A 19,527-nucleotide genomic window follows, 5' to 3' on the forward strand; every position below is an offset into this window, starting at 1 on the left:
ACGGGGGGAGTGGTTGCGGCTTAGCCCAGCTTGTCGTTGGACTTGCGACGGGAAGCCAGGCCCAGCAGGCCAACGCCTACCAGCAGCATCGCATAGGTAGCAGGTTCCGGAATGGGAGCTGCCAGGCCCAGGTTACCGGCATAGGAACCGCCCAAGCCTGCGATGGCGGTACTGCCAGTGACCGTGAAGCCATAATTGCCCGACATCAGGGCATCGATCGGGAAGAACTCGATACCGGACGACGTGTCAAAGGTCGTTGCCAGGGCGGTTTGGCTGCTGTCGGCTTCCACTTTGAAGAACTGGATGCCAGTGATGCCATAGTTTGCCAGGCGGGAACCATCGATCCAGGTCTTGCCAACTACCACATTGCCGCTGGCATAAGTGGCGTTGGTGTCGACCGAGAACAGATAGGTGTCGATATAGTCCCCGGCTGTTGCGTGCAGTGCGCCGAAGATGGCATTGCCCGCAGCATCAAAGGTCAATGTTGTCTGTGCCATGGCGCCCGAGCTGGCAAACAGCCCGGCCGATAGCATCAGTGTTCCGGCTACCTTGCTAAGAAACGCTTTCTTCATGTTAATACCCCTTGAGATAGTGTTGTTGTGAAGGTGAAGCGGTGTCAGCGCGCAAGAGATTGCCAGGTTATATCGTCAGTGGCCTGCTGAAAACATAACCTTTCCTGCTTGCCAACGACGATCAATATAGCCCACCCCCTCCTTCAATTAGTTCATTAATGAAGTGTGTATGTTTTCAAGCGTACAAAGCTCAACTACGCTCGCGGGGCACGGGAAACACCCGGGAAAACGTCAAGGGAAAAATTTTTGTGTGCTCGAGTCTGCATGACTTTCAAAACCACAATTCGTAGGCCGATTCCGACAGGAACAAGAGCAGAACTGACGGGGGAATTGTGAGCAAACGCACCGTGTGCAAGTCGGGCCCGGAAATAAGATGGAAGCGTGATCGAAGCGCCCAGCGCTCATCTACCAGACAACCTGGCCGGCTCCTGCCGTAGCGGGGCACCCGGCACACAAACAGAATACGGAGGCCTATCATGACCCAGACCAACCACCCGTCTAAGTATGTGGTAAGGGAGTACCTCGAACGTCGTTCTCAAGCCGCCAAGCCACCTCCATCGCCAGAGGAGATTCGCCGTCAGTTGGGCTGGGGTTTGATGCTGTTCGAGCCGAAGATGGAAACAGGGCGCTAGACCCCGGTACTGCCACATGACCCGCCGGCTGGCGGGTTTTTTTTCGTCGCTCGCTGAAATTTTCGCTGTTCACCGATTCGCCGCCGCCGTTCACCGAAAAGCCGTTTCGCCGCCGTTTGCTTCCCGCTATCGTTCATCCATCCAATCAACGGGGAGCAAGAAATGAGCAAAGAAATGCAATCGCGCAGCCAGCTTCTTTGGGGCCTGATCGTGATCGCCGTCGGCGTGCTGTTCCTGACCGATATCGACATTCCGCCAATAGGCCAGCTGTGGCGCTACTGGCCTTTCCTGGCCATGGCCTTCGGCGCCATCAAACTGATCCCGCCGACCACGCCGAAGCATGCGGTGGATGGCCTGTGCCATATCGCCTTCGCCGGCTGGTTCTACATGTCGTTCGAGCATATCTGGGGCCTGACCTTCCACAACAGCTGGCCCATCCTGGTCATCATTGCAGGAATCTGCCTGCTGGTGCAGCCAGTTGTGATTAAATACAGCGCCACTAAAGAGGAGAACCAATAATGCGCAACCGCAGCCATCGCGAACGTAATACCGCATCCCAGATGCTGATCGGCGCCGCCGTCATCCTGACCGGCTTCCTGTTCCTGATCGATAACCTGGGTTGGATCGACCTCGACATGCGGGTGCACTTCTGGCCCTTCATCCTGATGGTGGTCGGCGCCTCGACCCTGGCACAAGCGCCGCGGCGCGGCAGCGGGGCAGCAGTAGCAGGCATCTTCATGATCGGCTTTGGCGCACTGTCCCTGCTGAAAGGCCTCGGCCTGATCTACATCAGCTGGAAGGTCATCTTCCCGATCGGAATTATCGGCCTGGGCCTGATGATGGTGTTCCGCGCCAGTAAGCGCCGCAGGCAGCCGGACAGCGAAAGCTCTGTCGCCAGCGGCTTTGCCGAAGACACATCGCTGTTCGGCGTATCGGAAGGCGAGACCAGTGAGCGCGTGCTGGAATTGACGGCCGTTCTCGGCGGGTTCCAGCGCAAGGTGACTACCCAGGACTTTCGTGGCGGCGACCTGACCAGCATCATGGGCGGCATAGACCTCGATATGCGCACTGCGTCGCTGAACGGCACCGCAGTACTGAATGTGTTTGCCCTGATGGGCGGCATCTCGATCAAGGTGCCGACCGACTGGACTGTGGAGCTGGAAGGCACGCCGATCCTGGGCGGCTTTGAGGAAAAGACCATGGAGCCGAAGGACAACAGCAAGCGCCTGGTCATCCGCGGCACCGTGATCATGGGCGGCCTGGAAATCCGCAACTGATGCAGCGCATGTTGACCAACCGCAGCGGCGCGCTGCTGTACCTGACGGTATGGCTGCTGTTGGGGATAGGCCTGGGCGGGGCGGTAGCCCAACTGGGCGACGAACCCTGGCTGCGCGCCATGTTGTTTGCGGTGCCGGTGACCTTGCTGTTTTCGGTCGGCGCCGGGTTCTCGGCCTACTATATGTGCAAGGCCAATCCACTGCGCGAGCGCAGCCCGGCGGTGATCCTGGTGTCGATGCTGACCGCAGCCGTTTGGGCCGGCTTCCTGTGGGTGTTTCTGATGCGGCTCTGGAATGTCGGGGCGGAATCGTTTGGCGCCGAAGGCATCGCGATCCGGCCCCAGTTGACGGCCTTGCTGTTCTCGCTCGGCATTCTGATGTACGGCCTGTTGGCGAGCCTGAATTACCTGGTCAGCGAGTTTGTCCGGGCCCGCCAGGCGGAGCAGCGCGAACTGGAATCGAAGCTGCTGGCGCGCGATGCGGAACTGCGCATGCTGCGTACCCAGATCGACCCGCACTTCCTGTTCAACAGCCTGAACTCGATCAGCGCGCTGACCTCGATCGATGCCAAACGCGCCCGCGACATGACGCAGCGCCTGTCGGACTTCTTCCGCCAGAGCTTGGGCATTGAGGCGCAGGGCAAGATTACGCTGGAAGAGGAGGTGCGCCTGATCGGCCACTTCCTGGCAATCGAAAAAGTGCGCTTCGGTGCGCGGCTTGGCGTGCAGCAGGAAGTGGATGAAACTGCACTGCCATGCCTGCTGCCGCCAATGATTCTGCAACCGCTGGTGGAGAACGCCGTCAAGCACGGCATCGGCGGCATGCCGGAAGGCGGCGCTGTGCGCATCGACGCCCGCCGCGAGGGCTCGCTGTTGAAGGTTGAAGTGGAAAACGATACTGACCCGGACACGCCGCCCCGCAAGGGCAATGGCATTGGCCTGGTCAACGTGCGGGAACGGCTGGCGGCGGCCTATGGCCACCAGGCCAGCGTGCACTGCACGCACGAAAACAATAAATACCGGGTAGCCCTGACGCTGCCCGCCGAGACGAAGGAGTCCTGAACCATGCGCGTCATCATTGTCGATGATGAAGAGTTAGCCCGCGGCGTCATGCGGGAATACCTGCGGGCCCACGCCGATGTGGAAGTGCTGGCCGAATGCGGCAACGGATTCGAAGCCGTGAAGGCGATTGCCGAACTGGAGCCGGATGTCGTATTCCTCGACATCCAGATGCCAAAGCTCGATGGCTTTGAAGTGGTGGAACTGGCGGGCAACAAGCCGCACTATGTGTTCGCCACCGCCTACGACCAGTACGCGCTGAAGGCGTTTGAAGTTCATGCGATCGATTACCTGCTCAAGCCCTATCCGCAGGAAAGGCTGGACCAGGCCGTGGCGCATGTGCGCACTCGCCTCGGAAGCGAGCGTCCGCCAGTGGCGCAGATGGCGACCGAGGCGGCGACCCGCAACGGCCCGCTGGAACGTGTGCTGATTCGTGACGGTTCTCGCGTGCACGTGATTGCTGCTGAGCGCATCGACACCATCGAAGCACAGGACGACTACGTCGAGATTCTGGCCGAGGGTAAGCCATACCTGAAGAACCAGCGCTTGTCGGAACTGGAAGAGCAGCTTGACCAGACCCGTTTCGTGCGCCTGCATCGCTCATGGATCGTCAACGTGGAACGCATCGAGCGCATTGAGCAGGCCACCAAGGATAGCCATTGCGCCGTGCTGAAAGACGGGCGAAAGATTCCTGTGAGCCGCGCCGGTTACCAGAAGGTGAAAGGGCTATAGCGGACAATGTGTTACCGAAGCCTGTCCAGGAAGCTGGCGAATGACTCGGCGACAAAGGAAATGTTGGGAACCTCGATTTACTGGCAGTTTGAGCGGTGACACCGAAAAAATAGCTGCCTACAAAGCGGCCGCGCCACGATCGCCGCCATTTTCATGGCCATTTTTCTGTCCGAATCCGCCTTTTGGGACGGTTCAGACGGACCTCGGGCGTCAAAACGCCGAAATCTTCGCCTCCTTCAGGTAACAAAGGCGACGCAGGTTGTACGCGGCGGCCTTCCAGTTCAGTTGCAGCGTGGCGCGTGCCAGACCGATCGAGCGCAGCATCTTGCCGCCCAGCTGCGCCATGCCGGCAAAGACATGCTCGACGCGGGCGCGCGGGCTGGCGATGCGCCGGTTGCGGCGCTGCTGAGCCTCGGACAGCGGTTTGTCCTTGTTGCCTTTGCGCTGGATGTGCATGCGGTAGCCCTCACCGGTAAGCCGCTCTTCGCGCTTGTGATTGACGTAGCCTTTGTCGGCATAGATATCCCGGCTGGTATTGGCCGGATCGAGCACGTCTTCAAAATGCAGCGTGTCGTGCTCGCTGGCGGTGCTGATCTTGATTTTTCGGATCAGCTTGCAACGCTTGTCCACGTTCGCCGACAGCTTGTAGCCGAAATAGGATTTGCCGTGCTTTTTGGTCCAGCGCGCATCCAGGTCTTTCTGACGTCGCTTCGGCGGCGACCAGTCGGCTGGCATGGCGTTCTGGTCCACGACGAGGGATTTTTCTTCCTTGTTCAGCGATTGTTTCGGCGCCTGGACGATGGAGGCGTCAATCATCTGGCCGCCTCGGGCGATGTAGCCATGCCGGGCCAGTTGCCGGTTGACGGCGTCGAACACGCTTTCGCTGGCGCCGGCCTTGATCAGGCGCTCTTTGAAAGTCCAGATCGTGGTGCGATCGGGGATCTGGCTGGAGTCGCGCAGGCCGGCGAAGCGCTGGAAACTGAGCCGGTCAAGCAACTGGAATTCCATCTGCTCGTCCGAGAGGTTGAACAGGTGCTGGATCAACAGAATCCGCACCATCACCTCGGTAGGAAACGGTGGTCGTCCGCCGCGCTCGCGGCCGGGCCGTGGCGCTGCTTCATCGACTGCGTCGGCCAGCGCCGCGAAGTCGACATGCCGCTCCAGTACTTGCAGCGCGTCGCCCAGCTTCGTCAGCTTGGCTTCGCGCTCCTGAGCGGCAAACAGGTTGGGTTTCATCATGGCAGTGTCGTCAAGTTTGATGCGCTGACATCATGCCATGGCTGAGGTAGTTTTTCGAGGTACCCTCTAAGCTGGAAATACCACCATTCGCCCTTCAGAGGGCGATCCAAGGCGGAAATAGGCCATGCTTCAATTATTTGAAAATACTAGCAATTCACCTGATGGGTACCTGCCATTCCAACCGCAGGGGAAACCATCGTTTAGATAAACCTCCAATATCTCTGACCAGATTTTTGGGAAAAAGTCGTTTGCATAACAGTTTAGTAAAATCTTGATGTCCCTGTGCATCATTTCATTAATTAGGCATACCCCAGAATCTGTCAACTTTACGTCTGCGCCGTTGAAATTTTTCTTTGATAGATTGAAATAATTGTTTTTGTTTAAATTGTGGGTAATCCAACTTTTCCATTCAAAGTGTTCCGGGAATATTTCAGACGAGTCCGTTAGCGACTCCCAGTCATCGAATTTATCTCCCGAATCATCAATGGCGTAATCCATAGCAATGCATGGATCAGTGACGATGAGTCGGCCGGAGTTAGTGCCAGAATACTTCGCCCGGTAAAACGAGTCGCTCTCTAAGTACGCCAGCAGCGGTTTTGCACGTGCAGAAAGCTCGGTCCATCCAATTTTTTTATGAATGTCCATAGTTGAAATTGCTATTTGGACGCCGGGACTGGCAAGAAGACGCATAACTTCCCATTCGGGAAGTCACCTTTCCAGCCACAGGGGAAGAAGCCTTCTTTGTAGGCTTCCCACATTGATTCATGAAGAGTCGTAGATATCCTAACCAGCTTCCCACGAGCGATTTCGACAAAGTCGCCATATATGTCATCAAAGAAGTTCATGAATTCTGTTGAAATAGATGTTTCGCAGGTTTTCATTATCTCAGACGAAATATGGTCATCGATCAAATTCATGTTGATCTGGTTCTCAAAATAGTAGGTGTATACCTGCTTTGCTACTTTGGTCCGTAACCCGTTCCAGGACATAAAGGGAGGTTCAATACCCTGATGCCAGGCTAGTTTTTTCGCCTTTTCGAGCTCTTTGATCGTAAAGTACCGATTTATCCTGCCGAGTTCCGGGGCGTTGAATATTCCGTTGGACCGAATGAATTCGATGAATTCAACGAAGTCTGGATTATTGAGGTCGGGCTCCGATGGAACAATTTTCTCGTTGTTCTCACACTCCTGCAGAAAGTCGATGGATTGCTTTCGAAGACTCTCGGAAATGTTCAGTGAAAGAAGACGATTTAGTAACGGAGTGGAACTTTTGTAATCCTTGATGGATTTTAGAAAAACCAAAGTAAAGACTTCAAGAATTTCAGCTTCGTATTCTGAATCGGTGTACTGGTCTAACAGACTGATAAGTGAGTTCCTGACTCCGGCTACGCGACCAAATTTGATTTTGGTTTGTATTCCTCTTAAGGTATTTTCCAAATCCATTGATGATAATCAACTAATATCGTCTCGACGATTTTATGTGCCGATCCCAGTCACGAGCCTTCAAGAGGCTGGAACAGCAGCGTTAAGGTAAGTCGTGTTACTGCCGTTCGCCAACTTGCCAAAGCTTGCTAATGTTGAATTGTTAGTCGCCCGTATCCGAGCTTGTCTTGAGCAACGCGACGGCGACATTGAAAAGGAGGTTTACTAGGTCGTTTGGACAAAAAATATTCCGTTATCAAGCGCATTGCTTTCCTCTCGTAAATATAAGTATCCCAAGGCATCAGGAAGCCCAAATATATCTTTATACTCCCCCGGGAAGTCGGAACTCCTTAATTGAAGCGCAAAGGACATTTCCTGCAGATCCAAAGTTTCATTTTGAAGCAGACATGGGGGGGCTCCGACTCGAGATCCGCAATCATTGTCTTCAGATATTAATTCGCCCAATTCGAGCCGATGAGGAGGTATACCAATCGATTGGGTTATGTTTGAACCGGGTGGGTGCTGGAGTACTTTAGTTCCTCCGCGAAGCAAGCATTCGAGTTCCTCTTGACTGCCGTGGTACGTGATTTCATCGAGGAAATAATCTACTGCAGAAAAATATGAAAAAACTGAGGTATGGAGCTCAGGCGCGAGTCTCAGTCCAGCTGCATTCGAAATGAAACGATTTGGAATCGAAGCAACTAGAACTAGCGGACTTCCGTCCGCAGCTAAGGGCCAGTCAACAATTCCTCCAATCAATGCAGCCCCTCCAATTCGCGGCTCAAGATGGTTGCTTGACGGCGCACCAACGATTAGTCGTTTGCTCATATAATTTCCCTTATTGCGGGCAATCTGTTGGACAGACCCGGCATTTGTTTTGATTTCTTAAAAACTGTTCTGATTGTTTTCGTAACTTTCGAGCGCGGCTCGCCGGTACCCCAGCTTTTCGCAGTCCACCCTGCGTAATGTCTAGTTCGCGCTTTATGCTAGGGTGAAATTCATTCCTTCCCAGGCCTTGTTGAACTCTGATCCGGCCCTCATGATAGTGAGCTCCGCCAATACCTCGGGTGTCTTTTTGTGGCCCACGTGTATGATGATCAAGGTCTAGTGCGATCGATGGGTTGTCGGCGTCACGACAATTTTTGCTGGCCAGGCCCTTTTGTACCAGATACTCATGCCGCACCAGCTCGTGGGCTTGCAAATTGTCATTAACGTTGGCTCTGCCGTTCAGGCTTCCGTATGTGCCGAGTTGCATAAGTTTGGCAAGGCCCAAGGGATCGATCCAGCCGGTGCTATTCGGCGCATATTGGTACAGATTGAAGCCGCCGGCTAGTCGAATCGGATCCTGAGTAATGTATCGTCCAATGTCTGGATCGTAATACCGGTTTCTGTTGTAATACAGTCCTGTCTCATTATCTTCATATTGTCCTTGGAACCGTAGAGGTTGCTCTACCGTATGTTTTGAACGTTGGAGCATTCGTCCCCAAGTGCGAAAGCGCATTGCCCATGCGACCGCCCCATGTTCGTCGCGCAACTCCATCGGGGTGCCAAGGTGGTCGCATTGGAAATACAAGATTCGATCGCATGCAGCATTGGTCTCTGCTTGGGATAGTAATCGAACGTACTGTTCGCTGTGCCGCTGGGCAAGTTGTGTTTCCCGGTGCGACACCCATGATTTCACGTGCGCGTCGTCATTGAATTGGGGCGACGATGGGGACCATGCGTCGATATGCAAGATATGCGTGTCGCCCACGGCATAAGAGCATGAGCCCTCCTTTGATTCAATTCGGGTCAGCGGCACAAAACTGTCAGGTTCGTACAAATAGGTGACCGTTTTGTCCGTATGGATTTCCTGAATCAGCAAATCACCGTCCCACACGAACAACGTCAGTTTGCCAGCGTGGGCAAGTCCCTGCGACGGAACTGGCTGGCCAGCTCGCCAATGCTGTACTTCGGCCTGTTTGGCAATGCGGCGCCCAAACGCGTCGTAACTGTAGCGCGCCACTTGCCGCGAGTTTGCAAACGTGCGGATCGAGGTGGTCAGACGGTTTTCAGCGTCATACGAGAATTCAAAGGTAGCGTCATCGTTGTCGCAAGAAGTCAGACGTGGGCGTTTTACGACTGTATTCCCTTGCTTGTCGTAGTTGTATTCATAACCCATATACTGGCATAGAAGGTTATGCGTAACTTTCGCGAGTCCCGGCGCCACGGTGCCAGCAGGGGGTTGTTCATCCAGTTCGCGCAGGACCTGGCGCGTACTTATCGAAGTCTGCGCTGCGTCGGGATCGAGCAAGTTGCCGGCAGGGTCGAATTCGAACGTTTCAGTCAGTCCAGGCTGCACCGACGACAGCAATTGGCCGAGTGGGTCGTAGGTATACCGGATGCTTCCGTTGAACGGGTCATCGATGTGGACCAAGTTGCTGGCGGCATCATATTCGTAGCGGCGTTCACGCAGGCGCTGGGCTCCTTTGTCGAGAGTGTAGGAGTTCAGCCGTGACTGCGGATCGTAGCTGCGACGCTCGGTGAGGCGTTCCTTCTCTCCACCCAACTGGCGCAACGTCTCGCGGTGTAAATGATCGCGCTCAAGGTCCACCAGCGATTTGCCTTGCCAAAGCGTGCCGTGCCAGTGGCCGCTGCCGTAACGCAGCGTATCAACCCTGCGGCCGTTAGGCAGAATGGTCTGGATACGGTTGCCTAGATCGTCGTAGGCGTGAGTCATTGTGAAGGCCGCGACATATTCTGCGGGTTCGCCGGGCAGGCGCACGGGACCGGGCGAGTAGGCCATGCGCTCTTCCACGAGTTGCCCCACTGCGTCGTAAACGAAGCGATGTTCAGCCTGAGACGTGGCTGCGGCGGTAAGGCGCCCAAGCGCGTCATAGGCGTACCGTACTGCGCCGTCTGGGCTGCTTTTTGCGAGCAATCGGCCTAGTGCGTCGCGAGCGAAATCGGTGGTGATGCCTGCACTGTTGCTGGCCAGGAGATTGCCGGCAGGGCTGTAGGTAAAGGTGGTGACCTTGCCGTCGAAACCAGTTTCGCTGACCAGACGACTCTCGGCGTCGTAGTTGAACAGGTAGGAGTCGCCATTGCCGTTGATAAGCTCAACGAGCCTCAGGGCTTGGTCGTACTTGTAGCGCAGAACCTGTTCTTTCGCATCGATCTTCTGGACCAGCGCGCCATGTCCGTCGAAGCGATAGCGCGTGCGCTGTCCTTTTGCATCGGTATGTGTGACCAGGTTGCCGTCCGCATCGTAGGCAAATTTTTCAGTCGTGCCGTCGGGGTAGCCGATCGATGTCATCTGGCCGACCGGGTCATATTGGTAACGGGTGGTGTTGCCAATGGCGTCGATGTATTCGGTCAGGCGTCCATTTGAGTCGTAGCTGTAGCGAGTAGTGAAGTTCGAACAATCGGTGTATGAAGCAAGGCGACCGGCAGCGTCGTAAGACAGGTGCTTATTGCCGCCGCGTGCATCTGTCACGATGGACAGGCGGCCTTGCGTGTCATAGTCATAGGCGGTGCGGCGGCCCAAGGCATCGGTGCGCTCGGCGATTCGGCCTGCGCTGTCATAAGCGGTGCGCGTGGTGTGACCCAGCGCGTCCGTGACGGCGATGGGTTGGTTGTGCGAGTCGTATTCGATCCTGGTCACATTTTGCTGCGCGTCAGTGATCGAAATGAGGTTGCCTGCGCTGTCGTAGCTGTAGCGGCTGTCGTTGCCGTCGGCATCGATATCGGCCAACAGCATGCCGTCGCGGTCCCATTCGCGCCTTCCCAGTGAGCGGGGGCTGCCGTCCGGGCCGATGCGATGCACAGCGGTGGCGAGCCATTGAGAGTTGAACTGGTATTCCAGTACGCCGCCATCGGGCTCGGTGACGCGGGTGGTGTCAGGGTCGATGTACGCGATCTGGACTTCATCGCGGCCATCGGCCGTCGTGGTGCGCACGGCGCGGGCCTGGTAGCTGTTGCCCACCGTGATAGGGCAACGCTCGGACAGTTGCGCGTCGTCGAGGGCATTGCCAGCCCAGCGCTCGCGCAGGAATGCGAGGCTGACCCATTCCAGGCCGTGGGCGAAGCCGGAGTAGGTGGTGTACTGCACCAGCAAATGATGTTTGTACGTATAGCTGCGCGACTGGTCGGCGATATTGCTTTGTTCAACCAGGTTGCAGCGTAGCGGTAGCGCTTCGAAGGAGCCGGCTGGCGCAGTTGCCGTGACCAGGTCGGGCAGGTCGGCTTCGTAGCGGTAGCGCACGTGGCATAGACGGGTGCCGTCCGGCAGCACTTGTTCGATGCTGCCGATGCGCGGCGCGGCGAACTGTGGCTCGGGGCCTGATTCGACCGTCAGGTAAGTGTCCCTCAGCGCTTCGATCGTCAGGCCGTCGTCGGTGCGCACGCGGAGAAGGACTTCGCCCGGCCGGGCGGCATGATTGCGCTCGATGGTGATGCCGCTGCCATCGCGTTCGGCGCGGCGAGTGAGGTAGTAGCGTTGCGTGCGAATGGGGGAGCGGGGCGCGAGCATGGCGTTGACGCCATCGTAGCCGTGCGGCAGCCATCCGTCAGGACCTGCGCTGAAGGTATCGGTGGCGCCGTCGCGCCAGGTCAGGGTGACTTGCTGGTCGCTGTCGCGCCTCAGGGTGAAGCCTTCCCCGCGATGGTCGTGTTCCTGGCCGATGTCCAGCGCTGGCAGCCTGATCGCGCGGCCGCTGGCCTCGTGATAGACGATGCCTTTCGTGCAAATGGAGATGCTGCTGGTGTAGGGCGTGCCCCAGCGTGCGCCCAGCAGGCCCCAATCTTCGGTCTCCGAGCCGGAACGGTAGGTACGGGTCCAGGCCAGCGGCGTCGGTCCTTCCAGGACGAAGTCCGATTGCGGCAGGATTTCTTCGCCGGTGCCGAAGTGTACGGGGTGGCTGCTCTTGACGGATTTGCCGCCCGGCGCGCCATCCTTGGGACAGCAGTCGGACGGCTTGTCGGACTTGGGCTCCTTGGCCTGCTTGGTCTTGCCGCCGTCGTGCCCGTCTTTGCCGTCCCCGTCGCTCGCTTTCGGCTTAGGCTTGGGCTGTGCCGGCGGAGTTGAGCCGGGCTTGGCTTTCTTCGTCGGCATGAGCTTCTTCAGGAAACTGCCGACCTTGGCGACCTTCTTGAATACCAGGTTTTCTGCCGCGCTGTAGGCCATGCCGGTTGCTGCGGTCACGATATCGGGCGTTTTGCCGGTGAGGATATAGTCGGCCGCCTGGTCCAGTACCGTGGCCGAGGTGTCGGCAGCATAGCCAGTCGCTGTCACTGCGCCGGCGGTTACGCCGCCGGCTGCCGCCGTGGTTTCCATCGCGGCAGCCACCGGCAGCCCGACGCCGGTGGCGCCGACTGCGAGGCCGCCTACGCCCACGGCGGCACTGCCCAAGGCGATGTCGCCGCCTTTGTCCATCGCGTCCTTGCCGAACTGATGCAGGCTGTCCGATACGTTGTCCTTGTAACCTTGGGCCGCATCGTGCAGGGTTTCGCTTGCCGCTTTTCCCAGACTTTGCAAGCGTGTACGCGCTGCTTGTACGCCTCGTTCGTAAATCCGGCCTATCGTATTGCGGTTGTTCATCCAGACAATGCGCGACTCCTGAATGGTCTGCGTGCCGTTGGCGCCTTTGGTGGAGCTGTAGTCTTTCGATTCGACCGTTTTGAGGTAGGTGCCGCTCTTGACGCCGCCCAGGGTGCCACGCTCGTCGCCTTTGACGCTGGGGATCACGCTTTTGTTATGCAGGAAGACCGGTGCGCTTTGCGTTTTTACAGAGCGGGATACGTCCTTGGCATCCTTGAATTCCCCGGTAATCGTGTAAGGGATGGGTACTACGGAATTGCCTACCGGAGTTTTGCAGATATCCGGCGTGAGGCTGACGCAGTAAAAGCGTTTGGACTTGGTGACGGTTTCGTGAGCCATGGAATCTTAGACGCTTTGCGTTTCGGTTTCGGCGTGCCAGGCATTCAGGCGCTCCCGCGCTTGCGGCGTGTTGGCATGGTGCAGCCGTACTTCCTGGAAGTCATCGGCGGCCGAGATGGCGATGCGCCAGGTCAATTCAACTTGGCCGGCGTCGAGGTCGACCACCACCGTGTCGATGAGCATCGGCATGGCGGCGATGGCCGAATCGGCGTCGACCCCAAGCAGGAACAGGGATTCCTTCGGCATCGTGAAGGAGAGTGTGCTGTTGCCTTGGTCGTCAACGCGGGCGTAGGGAGCATTTGCAGCGCACAGGTTGGTGAGATGGAATTGCTCGCCGCCTTCGATGTATGGGCATTGCTGGTCGGCCGGGGCGCCGTTCCAGTAGCGGAAATCGAAATCCTTGGGCAGCAGGGGAACCTCGTCGTCTTTCCAGCTGGTTTTCATGTCGACCTGGCCTATCAGCTCCCGGCGCGGAAGCCAGCCCCGGCCAACATAGCCCATTCCAGCCGGCGCTTGCGGCTTGCCGCCGCCCGCCATTTGCCAGAATTCGCTGGCGGTAAAAGGCTGGTCAGGATATTCGATGCGGGGCGCAGGCAAGGATTCGGTGCGGCTGGCGTCCAGGTACCAGTTGGGGGCAAAGCCACGGCCAAGTGGATTTTGCTGGCAGCTGTCATGCGCCTCCGGAGCCGTTGCCGGGTCCGGATACGCTTGGCGTTGTTCTGTTGAGAGCCTGTGCTTGGCGGGAACCCGGCCGGCGTCGGCGCTGCCGGCTTCAATCCGGCAATCGCCGCCATAGGCTAGTTCGTAGCGCAGCGGCGTGCGTGCGGGGGCGCTGGATGTGCTCAGGCGCCAGGGGACAGCATCCGCCATGCCCAGCGAGCACGCGCGCAAGGTGGATTTCAGCCAGCGCTCCGGAGCTGCGTTGCGGTATACGCGGCGTTCGCCGGTCACCCGCAGGGTCTTGTCGATCAGGACCTCGCCGGGCGTGACGGCGTTCTGCGCGGCGGCCACGCGCTGCAGCCAGTCCTGCTCGATGTCGTGCGACAGGCGCATCATCGGATTGAGCGGCTGCGGGCGTTCCGGCAGCGGCGACGGCTGGCCAGGGCGCTGGACGCGCAGCGATACCTCGAACGCGCACACTTCAGCGCCGGCTGGCGCGTGGGCGTCGCCAACCACGACGATGTCGCATAGCGGCTTGAATGGCGCCAGGTCGCTTTCGTAACGGACGCTCTGCTCGATATCGTCTTCGTGATGAACATCGGCCACGTGCAAGGGCGCCGGCTCCTCAAGGGCGACCAGCTGGGCGCGGCCTTGCTCATCGCAGGGACCAAGCGCGTAGGCCGTCTTGGCGGCGATCACATGGAAGAGCGCGCCATTCTGGTCAACCGTATCGAAATGCAGCGCGTCGAACCCGGTGCGGTTGTCGAAGCGCAGGCTCGGGATTGCTCGAAACTCCACGTTCAACCTACCGGATTGGTGTCGACGTCGTCGCCATGCAATTCGACTTTCTTCGAGCCGCGAATGATGATTTCCTTGCCCGAAATCTCGATGCGCCCGTCCTTTTTCATGACGAAGGTACTGGCGCCAACCTCAATACGGAACTCGTCGCCTGCGGTGTAGGAGATTTTCTGGCCGACCATCACGGTTTTCGACAAGCCCACTTCCTCGGCCTGCATCAGGGCCACGGTGGTGTTCATGGCCGCTCCCACCGAAGTCTGGTATGCGCCGCCGATGGTGACGATCTTTGCCAGTCCCACGGTTTCAATTTTCATGTTGCCGATGGTGACATTGCGCGTGCCGCCGATGTCGATGGTCTCGTTCTTTCCAACGTCCTCGGTACGGTTGTCGCCGATGCTGATTGATTCGTTATGGTCGACGCGTTCCTTGCGGTCGTTGTGCACGGTGATGGTTTCGTTGTTGTCAACGGTTTCCGTGCGGTCGTGCTTGATGTGGCTGGTCTCGTCGTGGTCGACGGTTTTGCGGCGGTCGTTGCCGACCCACTTGTCCTCATCGTGTTCGACTTCGGTCAACTGGTCCTTTTCGGCGTGCAGCCAAAGCTGTTCGGCGCCTTTCTTGTCCTCGAAGCGGATCGCGTTCGCATTGTCGTAGCCACCGCCCGGCGTAGAGCGCGACAGGATGCCGCTTTGCGTCTTGTTGTCCGGCAGTGTCCACGGCGGCATGGTTTGCGCGTTGGGAACCATGCCCGTAATCAGGGGACGGTCGGGGTTCCCATCCAGGAACTGGACGATCACCTCGGTACCAATGCGCGGGATCGACGTCATGCCGAAATTCGGGCCGGACCATGCAGTGGCGACCCGCACCCAGGCGGAACTCTTTTCGTCATACTGGCCCACGCGGTCCCAATGGAACTGCACGCGCACGCGGCCATATTCATCGGTGTGGATTTCGTCGCCGGCCGGGCCGACCACGGTAGCTGTCTGCAGGCCATAGAGCTTGGGAGCGTCGCTGTTGAAGCCGCGCCCCGGGCGCCATGGAACGTTCCTGCCGATGCAGGTCAACGAGTTGCTGTAGTGGGCTGGGGCGAGGGCGCCGGTCTGGTAGTTATTGCTGGCACTGTGCCGCACTTCCAGGATCATGAATTCGCTGTCCTGGCTGTCGAAGTGCCCGGTCAGGCGGAACCAGCGGCCGGGTTGCGCAGTGCGGTCGTTGCCGCCGGCTTCGAAATGCTTGGCACTGGCTTCGATTTCTTCGGTGCGCCTGCGGGCTTGTGCGTCGCCGTCGTCGCCGGCCATGAATCCATATGCGCCCGTGTAGTCGTAAGTTTCGACCTGGTGCACCTTGCCCTGGTCGTTGAGCACGGGCAGGTTGGTCGTCTCAGGGCGGGGGTTCTTGAAGTCGAAGCTGGCCAGCGCGACTTTGCCGGGCACGATGCGGCGCACCGGCGACCAGTCGCCGATGGCGTCGTCTTCCTGCGCCCCGGCTTCGCGCTGGAAAGGAATCTCGGGCGATTCGCCATCGATGGCATCGGCGCGGGTCGTGTCGTCGGCCAGCACCAGGGTATGGCCGTCTGCACGGTGCTCATACCAGTAGTGCCAACCGCGTTCTTCCCAGCGGCGGTGCAGGTAGTTGTAATCGCTTTCCGCTGCCTGGCAGGCATCGGTCATCCCGGCGTCTTCGCCATGGATGCGCGCTTGCCAGTCCGCGACCGGGTAATCATTGAAGATGTCGGTGGTCTGTTGCTGGACCGTCTTGCTGTGGAACAGGTAATAGTCGCGCCGCAGCCGCAGGTAGGATATCCATGGCGCCAATTGCATGCGGTAGAAGGCGTGGCCACCGTCTGTTTTCACGAACTGGAATTCGAATACGTAGCCGTTGAAGTAGCGCAGGCTGCCGTCTTCACGCACCAGCGATATGGTCACCATGCGTCCTTGTACGTCCGTGAGGGGTATGCTGGCGTCGTTGGACAGCACTTCCACGGTGAAGCGGAAATCGCGCGACAAGCCTTCCTCGGCATCCAGCCGGTTGGCCAGCATGAGCGCGCGCGGACCATCCTCATGCGGGAAGGAAAGGCGTAACAGCCGGTTGGTTTGGGCAGTGCCGAGCAGGGCCTCTGGAACGGCTGCATTGAGGTAAGTCATGCTAGTTATCGATTTGATATCATTGGCGCAGAATTTAACATAGATCGGAAATATATGGATCAGTTTCAAATCAACGGTGTGCGCCTTGTAGAGATTGGACGTAAGCCAAGTTCGAAAGTAGCGATTTGATTGTTAGTGTTTTGATGAGAGGAGGGCGCCATGGGGCTCTTGACCTTCAGTATCAACGTCACGCTTGACGGCTGCGTCGACCATCAGGAAGGCATCGCCGACGATGAGACACACGCCTTCTTCACCCGGCTCATGGACGAGGCCGGAGCGATGCTCTGGGGCCGCGTCACCTACGAGATGATGGAGAGCTATTGGCCAGCGGTCGCCGGCGGCGACGTGGAGGCGGCACCGGCGATGCGCGAGTGGGCGGTCAAGCTGGAGGCCAAGCCGAAATACGTGGTGTCGTCGACGCGAAGGGATTACCACTGGACCAACAGCCACCATATCCCGGGCGAGCTGCGCGCAGGCGTTCAGAAGCTCAAAGACGGGACCCCGAGCGGAGTACTCCTTGGCAGTGGCAAGCTCGCGACCGAATTGGATCGGCTGGACCTGATCGATGAATACAAATTCCTCGTCCATCCCAGGATCGCCGGCCACGGCCCGACCCTGTACCAAGGCGGGCTGCCCAGCACGCGGCGGCTTGAGTTGATTTCAGCGGAGCCCTTGCGCAACGGTGCAATCGCCATGCACTATCGACGCGCACCGCTTTCGTCGTGATGCGGTAAACTGCGTGGATTGCTAATTAATCAACCCAAGTCTCGTTGGTGCGGGTGCGTGAGCATGCATACTTATTTCCACTACCACTGCGAGTCGTGATTGACTTGAAGTCGCTCGTCGACGCGGCTCGTTCTCCCTTCAAATCACCACCCATATGCTGAAGAATCTTTTACGCTTTATTTTCATCGCGGCCTTCATCGGGAGCGCTGCCGCCGCTCAAGACTATTCGACAACCCAGTGCACAAAGTATGGACAGGCTGAATTTGTCTTCTCCGTGGATGATGGATCATTAGGCGAAAAGGACGCGCAATGGTTCCGTGAGACCTTGGAAGAGATGGTCGCGGCTGGCGAGAAGTTCAAGGCCGGCGAAACACTGCTTGTCGGCCCTGTGCCCCTGAAGCTTGAAGCTGCGGAGGACGGCAAGCTTCGCGTCCTGGAGCCGGACATGAAAACGATCCCGTTCAAGTTCGTGCCAAGCGTTACCAGGACACTCAAGATCGTGCGGCGGCAGCGCTATGCAGCCGATAGCCTGGGCGCTACGAAGGCGATCAGGTTCGCACCATTTCATCATCCCCTCATGGTGACGCCCGGTGCATTGCAAGCGCCTTCGATCATCATGATCCGGGCAAAGAAACAGGACGGTGTCACCGGCTGGGTCCTGACAGAATTGGAAACCAAGAGCAAGTCGAAGGACGATTTAGAGGTGATGTCCGTCTACGAGGCGATGCTCAAGCGGCCGGACATCATGGATTTCCTGGCTCTTCCGGAGCAATTTTCGGTTGTCGTTTCAGGCCGCAAGAAGTTTGAAATATTCAAAGACGGCACTCCTGTCGAACCGCGCAAGGGCAGCTATCTCGACATGCGCTCAAAGCAATGATGAATCCGTTGCCGGGGACGCTGGTCCCCTTGGCTGTGGCTTATCTTGCGCTGCGTTCGAGGCGGCATTGGGATTCCAGCGTTCTGGTGCCGCCCGCCTCAAGTCCCCGATAGACGCCGCAAGGCCAGACCAAACCGCCATATTGTTCCATGTACCAGTAGGGCGGTTCGGAGGCGCACAGGTCGATGTGCTTGACGTGCCAGCCATCGCTCTTCTTCCGCAGTACGACCCATAGCATTCTGTCGAGATCCGCCCGGCAGGTCATGCTCTTGTGCCAATTGATGTACGTGCCTGGCGGGCCCACCAGGTTTCCAACCAGGACGGCCCAGCCAGAGTCGATATTTAGCTTGTCGACCTTGATCCGGACGGGTTGGTCGAGTTCTTCAGCGGCGAGTGGCCGGATGGCATCCAGAATCTGCTGCCTGTCGCTTGGCCCTTTGGCATGTGCGACGCCGATTGCGGCACACGCGGCCAGCGCGCCGATCAGTGCTTTCAGGTGGTTCATTGTGTCATGATAAAATTTGCAATTAAGCAATTCTAAGGCAGATTCAATGAAGATGGGCCCGTTGGACCAGGACACCCTGGACGATATTCGCTATAACGCCGAGTTCGTAGAATCGGTCATCAATAAGGCGCTTGGCAAGAAGGTCGGCTACAGCATGGAGGGCGTGACCTGGCTCGACGATTTCCTGCAGCGGCAACACGAGCGAGGGGACAAGAGCTATGTCGATCGTGTCGTCAGCGTCTACGGCTCCTATCTGGGCGAGTGCATCACGCAAAACGTTGGTGGCCAATGGGTAGCGCTTGACGGCACCCATGCGATTGCGTTTGACGAAACGAATGGGACGTTCCCGTTCAATAAAGTGCACAAGCATCTTAAGAATGGGCGGGAAGGGGGCGATTCGGTGCTGGGTTACTACGACAGCGTTTCGGTGCTGTTCCAGTCCTTCGCTCCGCCAGCAAAGATGGGCATGAATGAGCAAGCCCAGATGTACCTGAACGCATTCTTCACGAAAGCTGAAATCCCGGGCGGGCTTTCGTTCAGTACTGCGCTGGGCCAGTCGAACCTGGATGGCAGCCTGGAGAGCCTGGACCGCGTCGACCACCTGCTGGACCAGATCCGGATCAAGTTCAAGCCGGACTTCGACTCGTTCCTGGACATGCACGCCAACCAGAATTTCCTGTACTTGTTGGCCTTCTACATGGGGCACGTGATTACCAAGGCTACCGGAGGCGCGGTCAAATGGCTGTCGTACCAAGATATGTTGAAGGAGATTCCGGACAACCGGGAAATGTTCCCCGAGTGCTTCCAGACGTCGGTCACGTGCATTACGCCGGCGATGTTTTTTGTTCCACTTTATTCCATCACCAGCCGCCTGTTTGATGAGGTGACGACCAAGAGCGTGCGAATGAGCGCGGAGCTGAACATTCGAGGCGGTGACAATGTGTGAGACACGGCAGGAACTGTTTTTCATAT

Annotated in this window: 17 protein-coding genes; 8 read left to right on the plus strand and 9 right to left on the minus strand. The window is 57.9% G+C overall.

The annotated features are described in order from the left end of the window. Nucleotides 1–20: 20 nt before the first annotated feature. Nucleotides 21–572, minus strand: a complete 552-nt coding sequence (locus ACN9MZ_RS12950) for an FxDxF family PEP-CTERM protein (protein WP_426171391.1) — start codon at nt 570–572, stop codon at nt 21–23. Nucleotides 573–1,048: 476 nt separating this feature from the next. Between ACN9MZ_RS12950 and ACN9MZ_RS12955 the strand changes: the two genes are divergently transcribed. The 5 genes from ACN9MZ_RS12955 to ACN9MZ_RS12975 all read left to right on the plus strand — a co-directional run bounded on the left by ACN9MZ_RS12955 (nt 1,049) and on the right by ACN9MZ_RS12975 (nt 4,271). Then, nucleotides 1,049–1,204: a hypothetical protein gene (locus tag ACN9MZ_RS12955; RefSeq protein ID WP_200951567.1), complete on the plus strand. Its 156-nt coding sequence runs from the start codon at nt 1,049–1,051 to the stop codon at nt 1,202–1,204. A 162-nt stretch (nt 1,205–1,366) separates the two neighbouring features. Further along, complete coding sequence (locus ACN9MZ_RS12960; RefSeq protein ID WP_426342511.1) at nt 1,367–1,723, plus strand: LiaF transmembrane domain-containing protein; 357 nt, start codon at nt 1,367–1,369, stop codon at nt 1,721–1,723. Beyond that, a complete protein-coding gene (locus ACN9MZ_RS12965) occupies nt 1,723–2,481 on the plus strand; it encodes a LiaF transmembrane domain-containing protein (protein WP_426342512.1) in 759 nt (252 codons plus the stop codon). The genes ACN9MZ_RS12960 and ACN9MZ_RS12965 overlap by 1 nt, the downstream gene beginning before the upstream one ends. Continuing rightward, nucleotides 2,481–3,542 (plus strand): sensor histidine kinase, encoded by a 1,062-nt coding sequence (locus ACN9MZ_RS12970; protein WP_426342513.1) that lies wholly within the window; start codon nt 2,481–2,483, stop codon nt 3,540–3,542. Before ACN9MZ_RS12965 ends, ACN9MZ_RS12970 begins: the two co-directional genes overlap by 1 nt. A 3-nt stretch (nt 3,543–3,545) precedes the next feature. Continuing rightward, on the plus strand, nt 3,546–4,271 hold the full coding sequence (locus ACN9MZ_RS12975; protein WP_426342514.1) for a LytR/AlgR family response regulator transcription factor: 726 nt from the start codon (nt 3,546–3,548) through the stop codon (nt 4,269–4,271). Between the two features lie 210 nt (nt 4,272–4,481). On the opposite strand, the gene ACN9MZ_RS12980 is transcribed toward ACN9MZ_RS12975, so the two are convergent. The 7 genes from ACN9MZ_RS12980 to ACN9MZ_RS13010 all read right to left on the minus strand — a co-directional run bounded on the left by ACN9MZ_RS12980 (nt 4,482) and on the right by ACN9MZ_RS13010 (nt 16,447). Further along, entirely contained in the window at nt 4,482–5,510 is a 1,029-nt protein-coding gene (locus ACN9MZ_RS12980; RefSeq protein WP_426338225.1) for an IS5 family transposase, read from the minus strand. Nucleotides 5,511–5,639: 129 nt separating this feature from the next. Beyond that, on the minus strand, nt 5,640–6,155 hold the full coding sequence (locus ACN9MZ_RS12985) for a hypothetical protein (RefSeq protein ID WP_426342515.1): 516 nt from the start codon (nt 6,153–6,155) through the stop codon (nt 5,640–5,642). 11 nt (nt 6,156–6,166) lie between these two features. Continuing rightward, a complete protein-coding gene (locus ACN9MZ_RS12990; protein WP_426342516.1) occupies nt 6,167–6,952 on the minus strand; it encodes a hypothetical protein in 786 nt (261 codons plus the stop codon). Between the two features lie 204 nt (nt 6,953–7,156). Then, the gene (locus ACN9MZ_RS12995) at nt 7,157–7,759 is read right to left on the minus strand and encodes a hypothetical protein (RefSeq protein ID WP_426342517.1); all 603 of its coding nucleotides are present in this window, start codon (nt 7,757–7,759) and stop codon (nt 7,157–7,159) included. A 10-nt stretch (nt 7,760–7,769) separates the two neighbouring features. Then, nucleotides 7,770–12,848 (minus strand): RHS repeat-associated core domain-containing protein, encoded by a 5,079-nt coding sequence (locus ACN9MZ_RS13000; RefSeq protein WP_426342518.1) that lies wholly within the window; start codon nt 12,846–12,848, stop codon nt 7,770–7,772. Between the two features lie 6 nt (nt 12,849–12,854). Next, nucleotides 12,855–14,306, minus strand: a complete 1,452-nt coding sequence (locus ACN9MZ_RS13005; protein WP_426342519.1) for a DUF2169 family type VI secretion system accessory protein — start codon at nt 14,304–14,306, stop codon at nt 12,855–12,857. Nucleotides 14,307–14,308: 2 nt separating this feature from the next. Further along, a complete protein-coding gene (locus ACN9MZ_RS13010; protein ID WP_426342520.1) occupies nt 14,309–16,447 on the minus strand; it encodes a type VI secretion system Vgr family protein in 2,139 nt (712 codons plus the stop codon). Between the two features lie 159 nt (nt 16,448–16,606). On the opposite strand from ACN9MZ_RS13010, the gene ACN9MZ_RS13015 reads away from it, so the two are divergent. Both ACN9MZ_RS13015 and ACN9MZ_RS13020 read left to right on the plus strand, forming a co-directional pair. Continuing rightward, nucleotides 16,607–17,173 (plus strand): dihydrofolate reductase family protein, encoded by a 567-nt coding sequence (locus ACN9MZ_RS13015; RefSeq protein WP_426342521.1) that lies wholly within the window; start codon nt 16,607–16,609, stop codon nt 17,171–17,173. 154 nt (nt 17,174–17,327) lie between these two features. Continuing rightward, the gene (locus tag ACN9MZ_RS13020) at nt 17,328–18,050 is read left to right on the plus strand and encodes an immunity protein Imm33 domain-containing protein (RefSeq protein WP_426342522.1); all 723 of its coding nucleotides are present in this window, start codon (nt 17,328–17,330) and stop codon (nt 18,048–18,050) included. A gap of 40 nt (nt 18,051–18,090) precedes the next feature. Here the strand turns inward: ACN9MZ_RS13020 and ACN9MZ_RS13025 are convergent, their stop codons facing one another. Beyond that, on the minus strand, nt 18,091–18,555 hold the full coding sequence (locus ACN9MZ_RS13025) for a hypothetical protein (RefSeq protein WP_426342523.1): 465 nt from the start codon (nt 18,553–18,555) through the stop codon (nt 18,091–18,093). Between the two features lie 46 nt (nt 18,556–18,601). Here ACN9MZ_RS13025 and ACN9MZ_RS13030 point away from each other — a divergent pair, with 46 nt between their 5' ends. Then, nucleotides 18,602–19,501: a hypothetical protein gene (locus ACN9MZ_RS13030; RefSeq protein WP_426342524.1), complete on the plus strand. Its 900-nt coding sequence runs from the start codon at nt 18,602–18,604 to the stop codon at nt 19,499–19,501. Nucleotides 19,502–19,527 lie beyond the last annotated feature (26 nt).

Origin of the sequence: Pseudoduganella sp. S-14 (assembly GCF_049913285.1) — a bacterium.
In the GTDB taxonomy this organism is placed as follows: domain Bacteria; phylum Pseudomonadota; class Gammaproteobacteria; order Burkholderiales; family Burkholderiaceae_D; genus Rugamonas.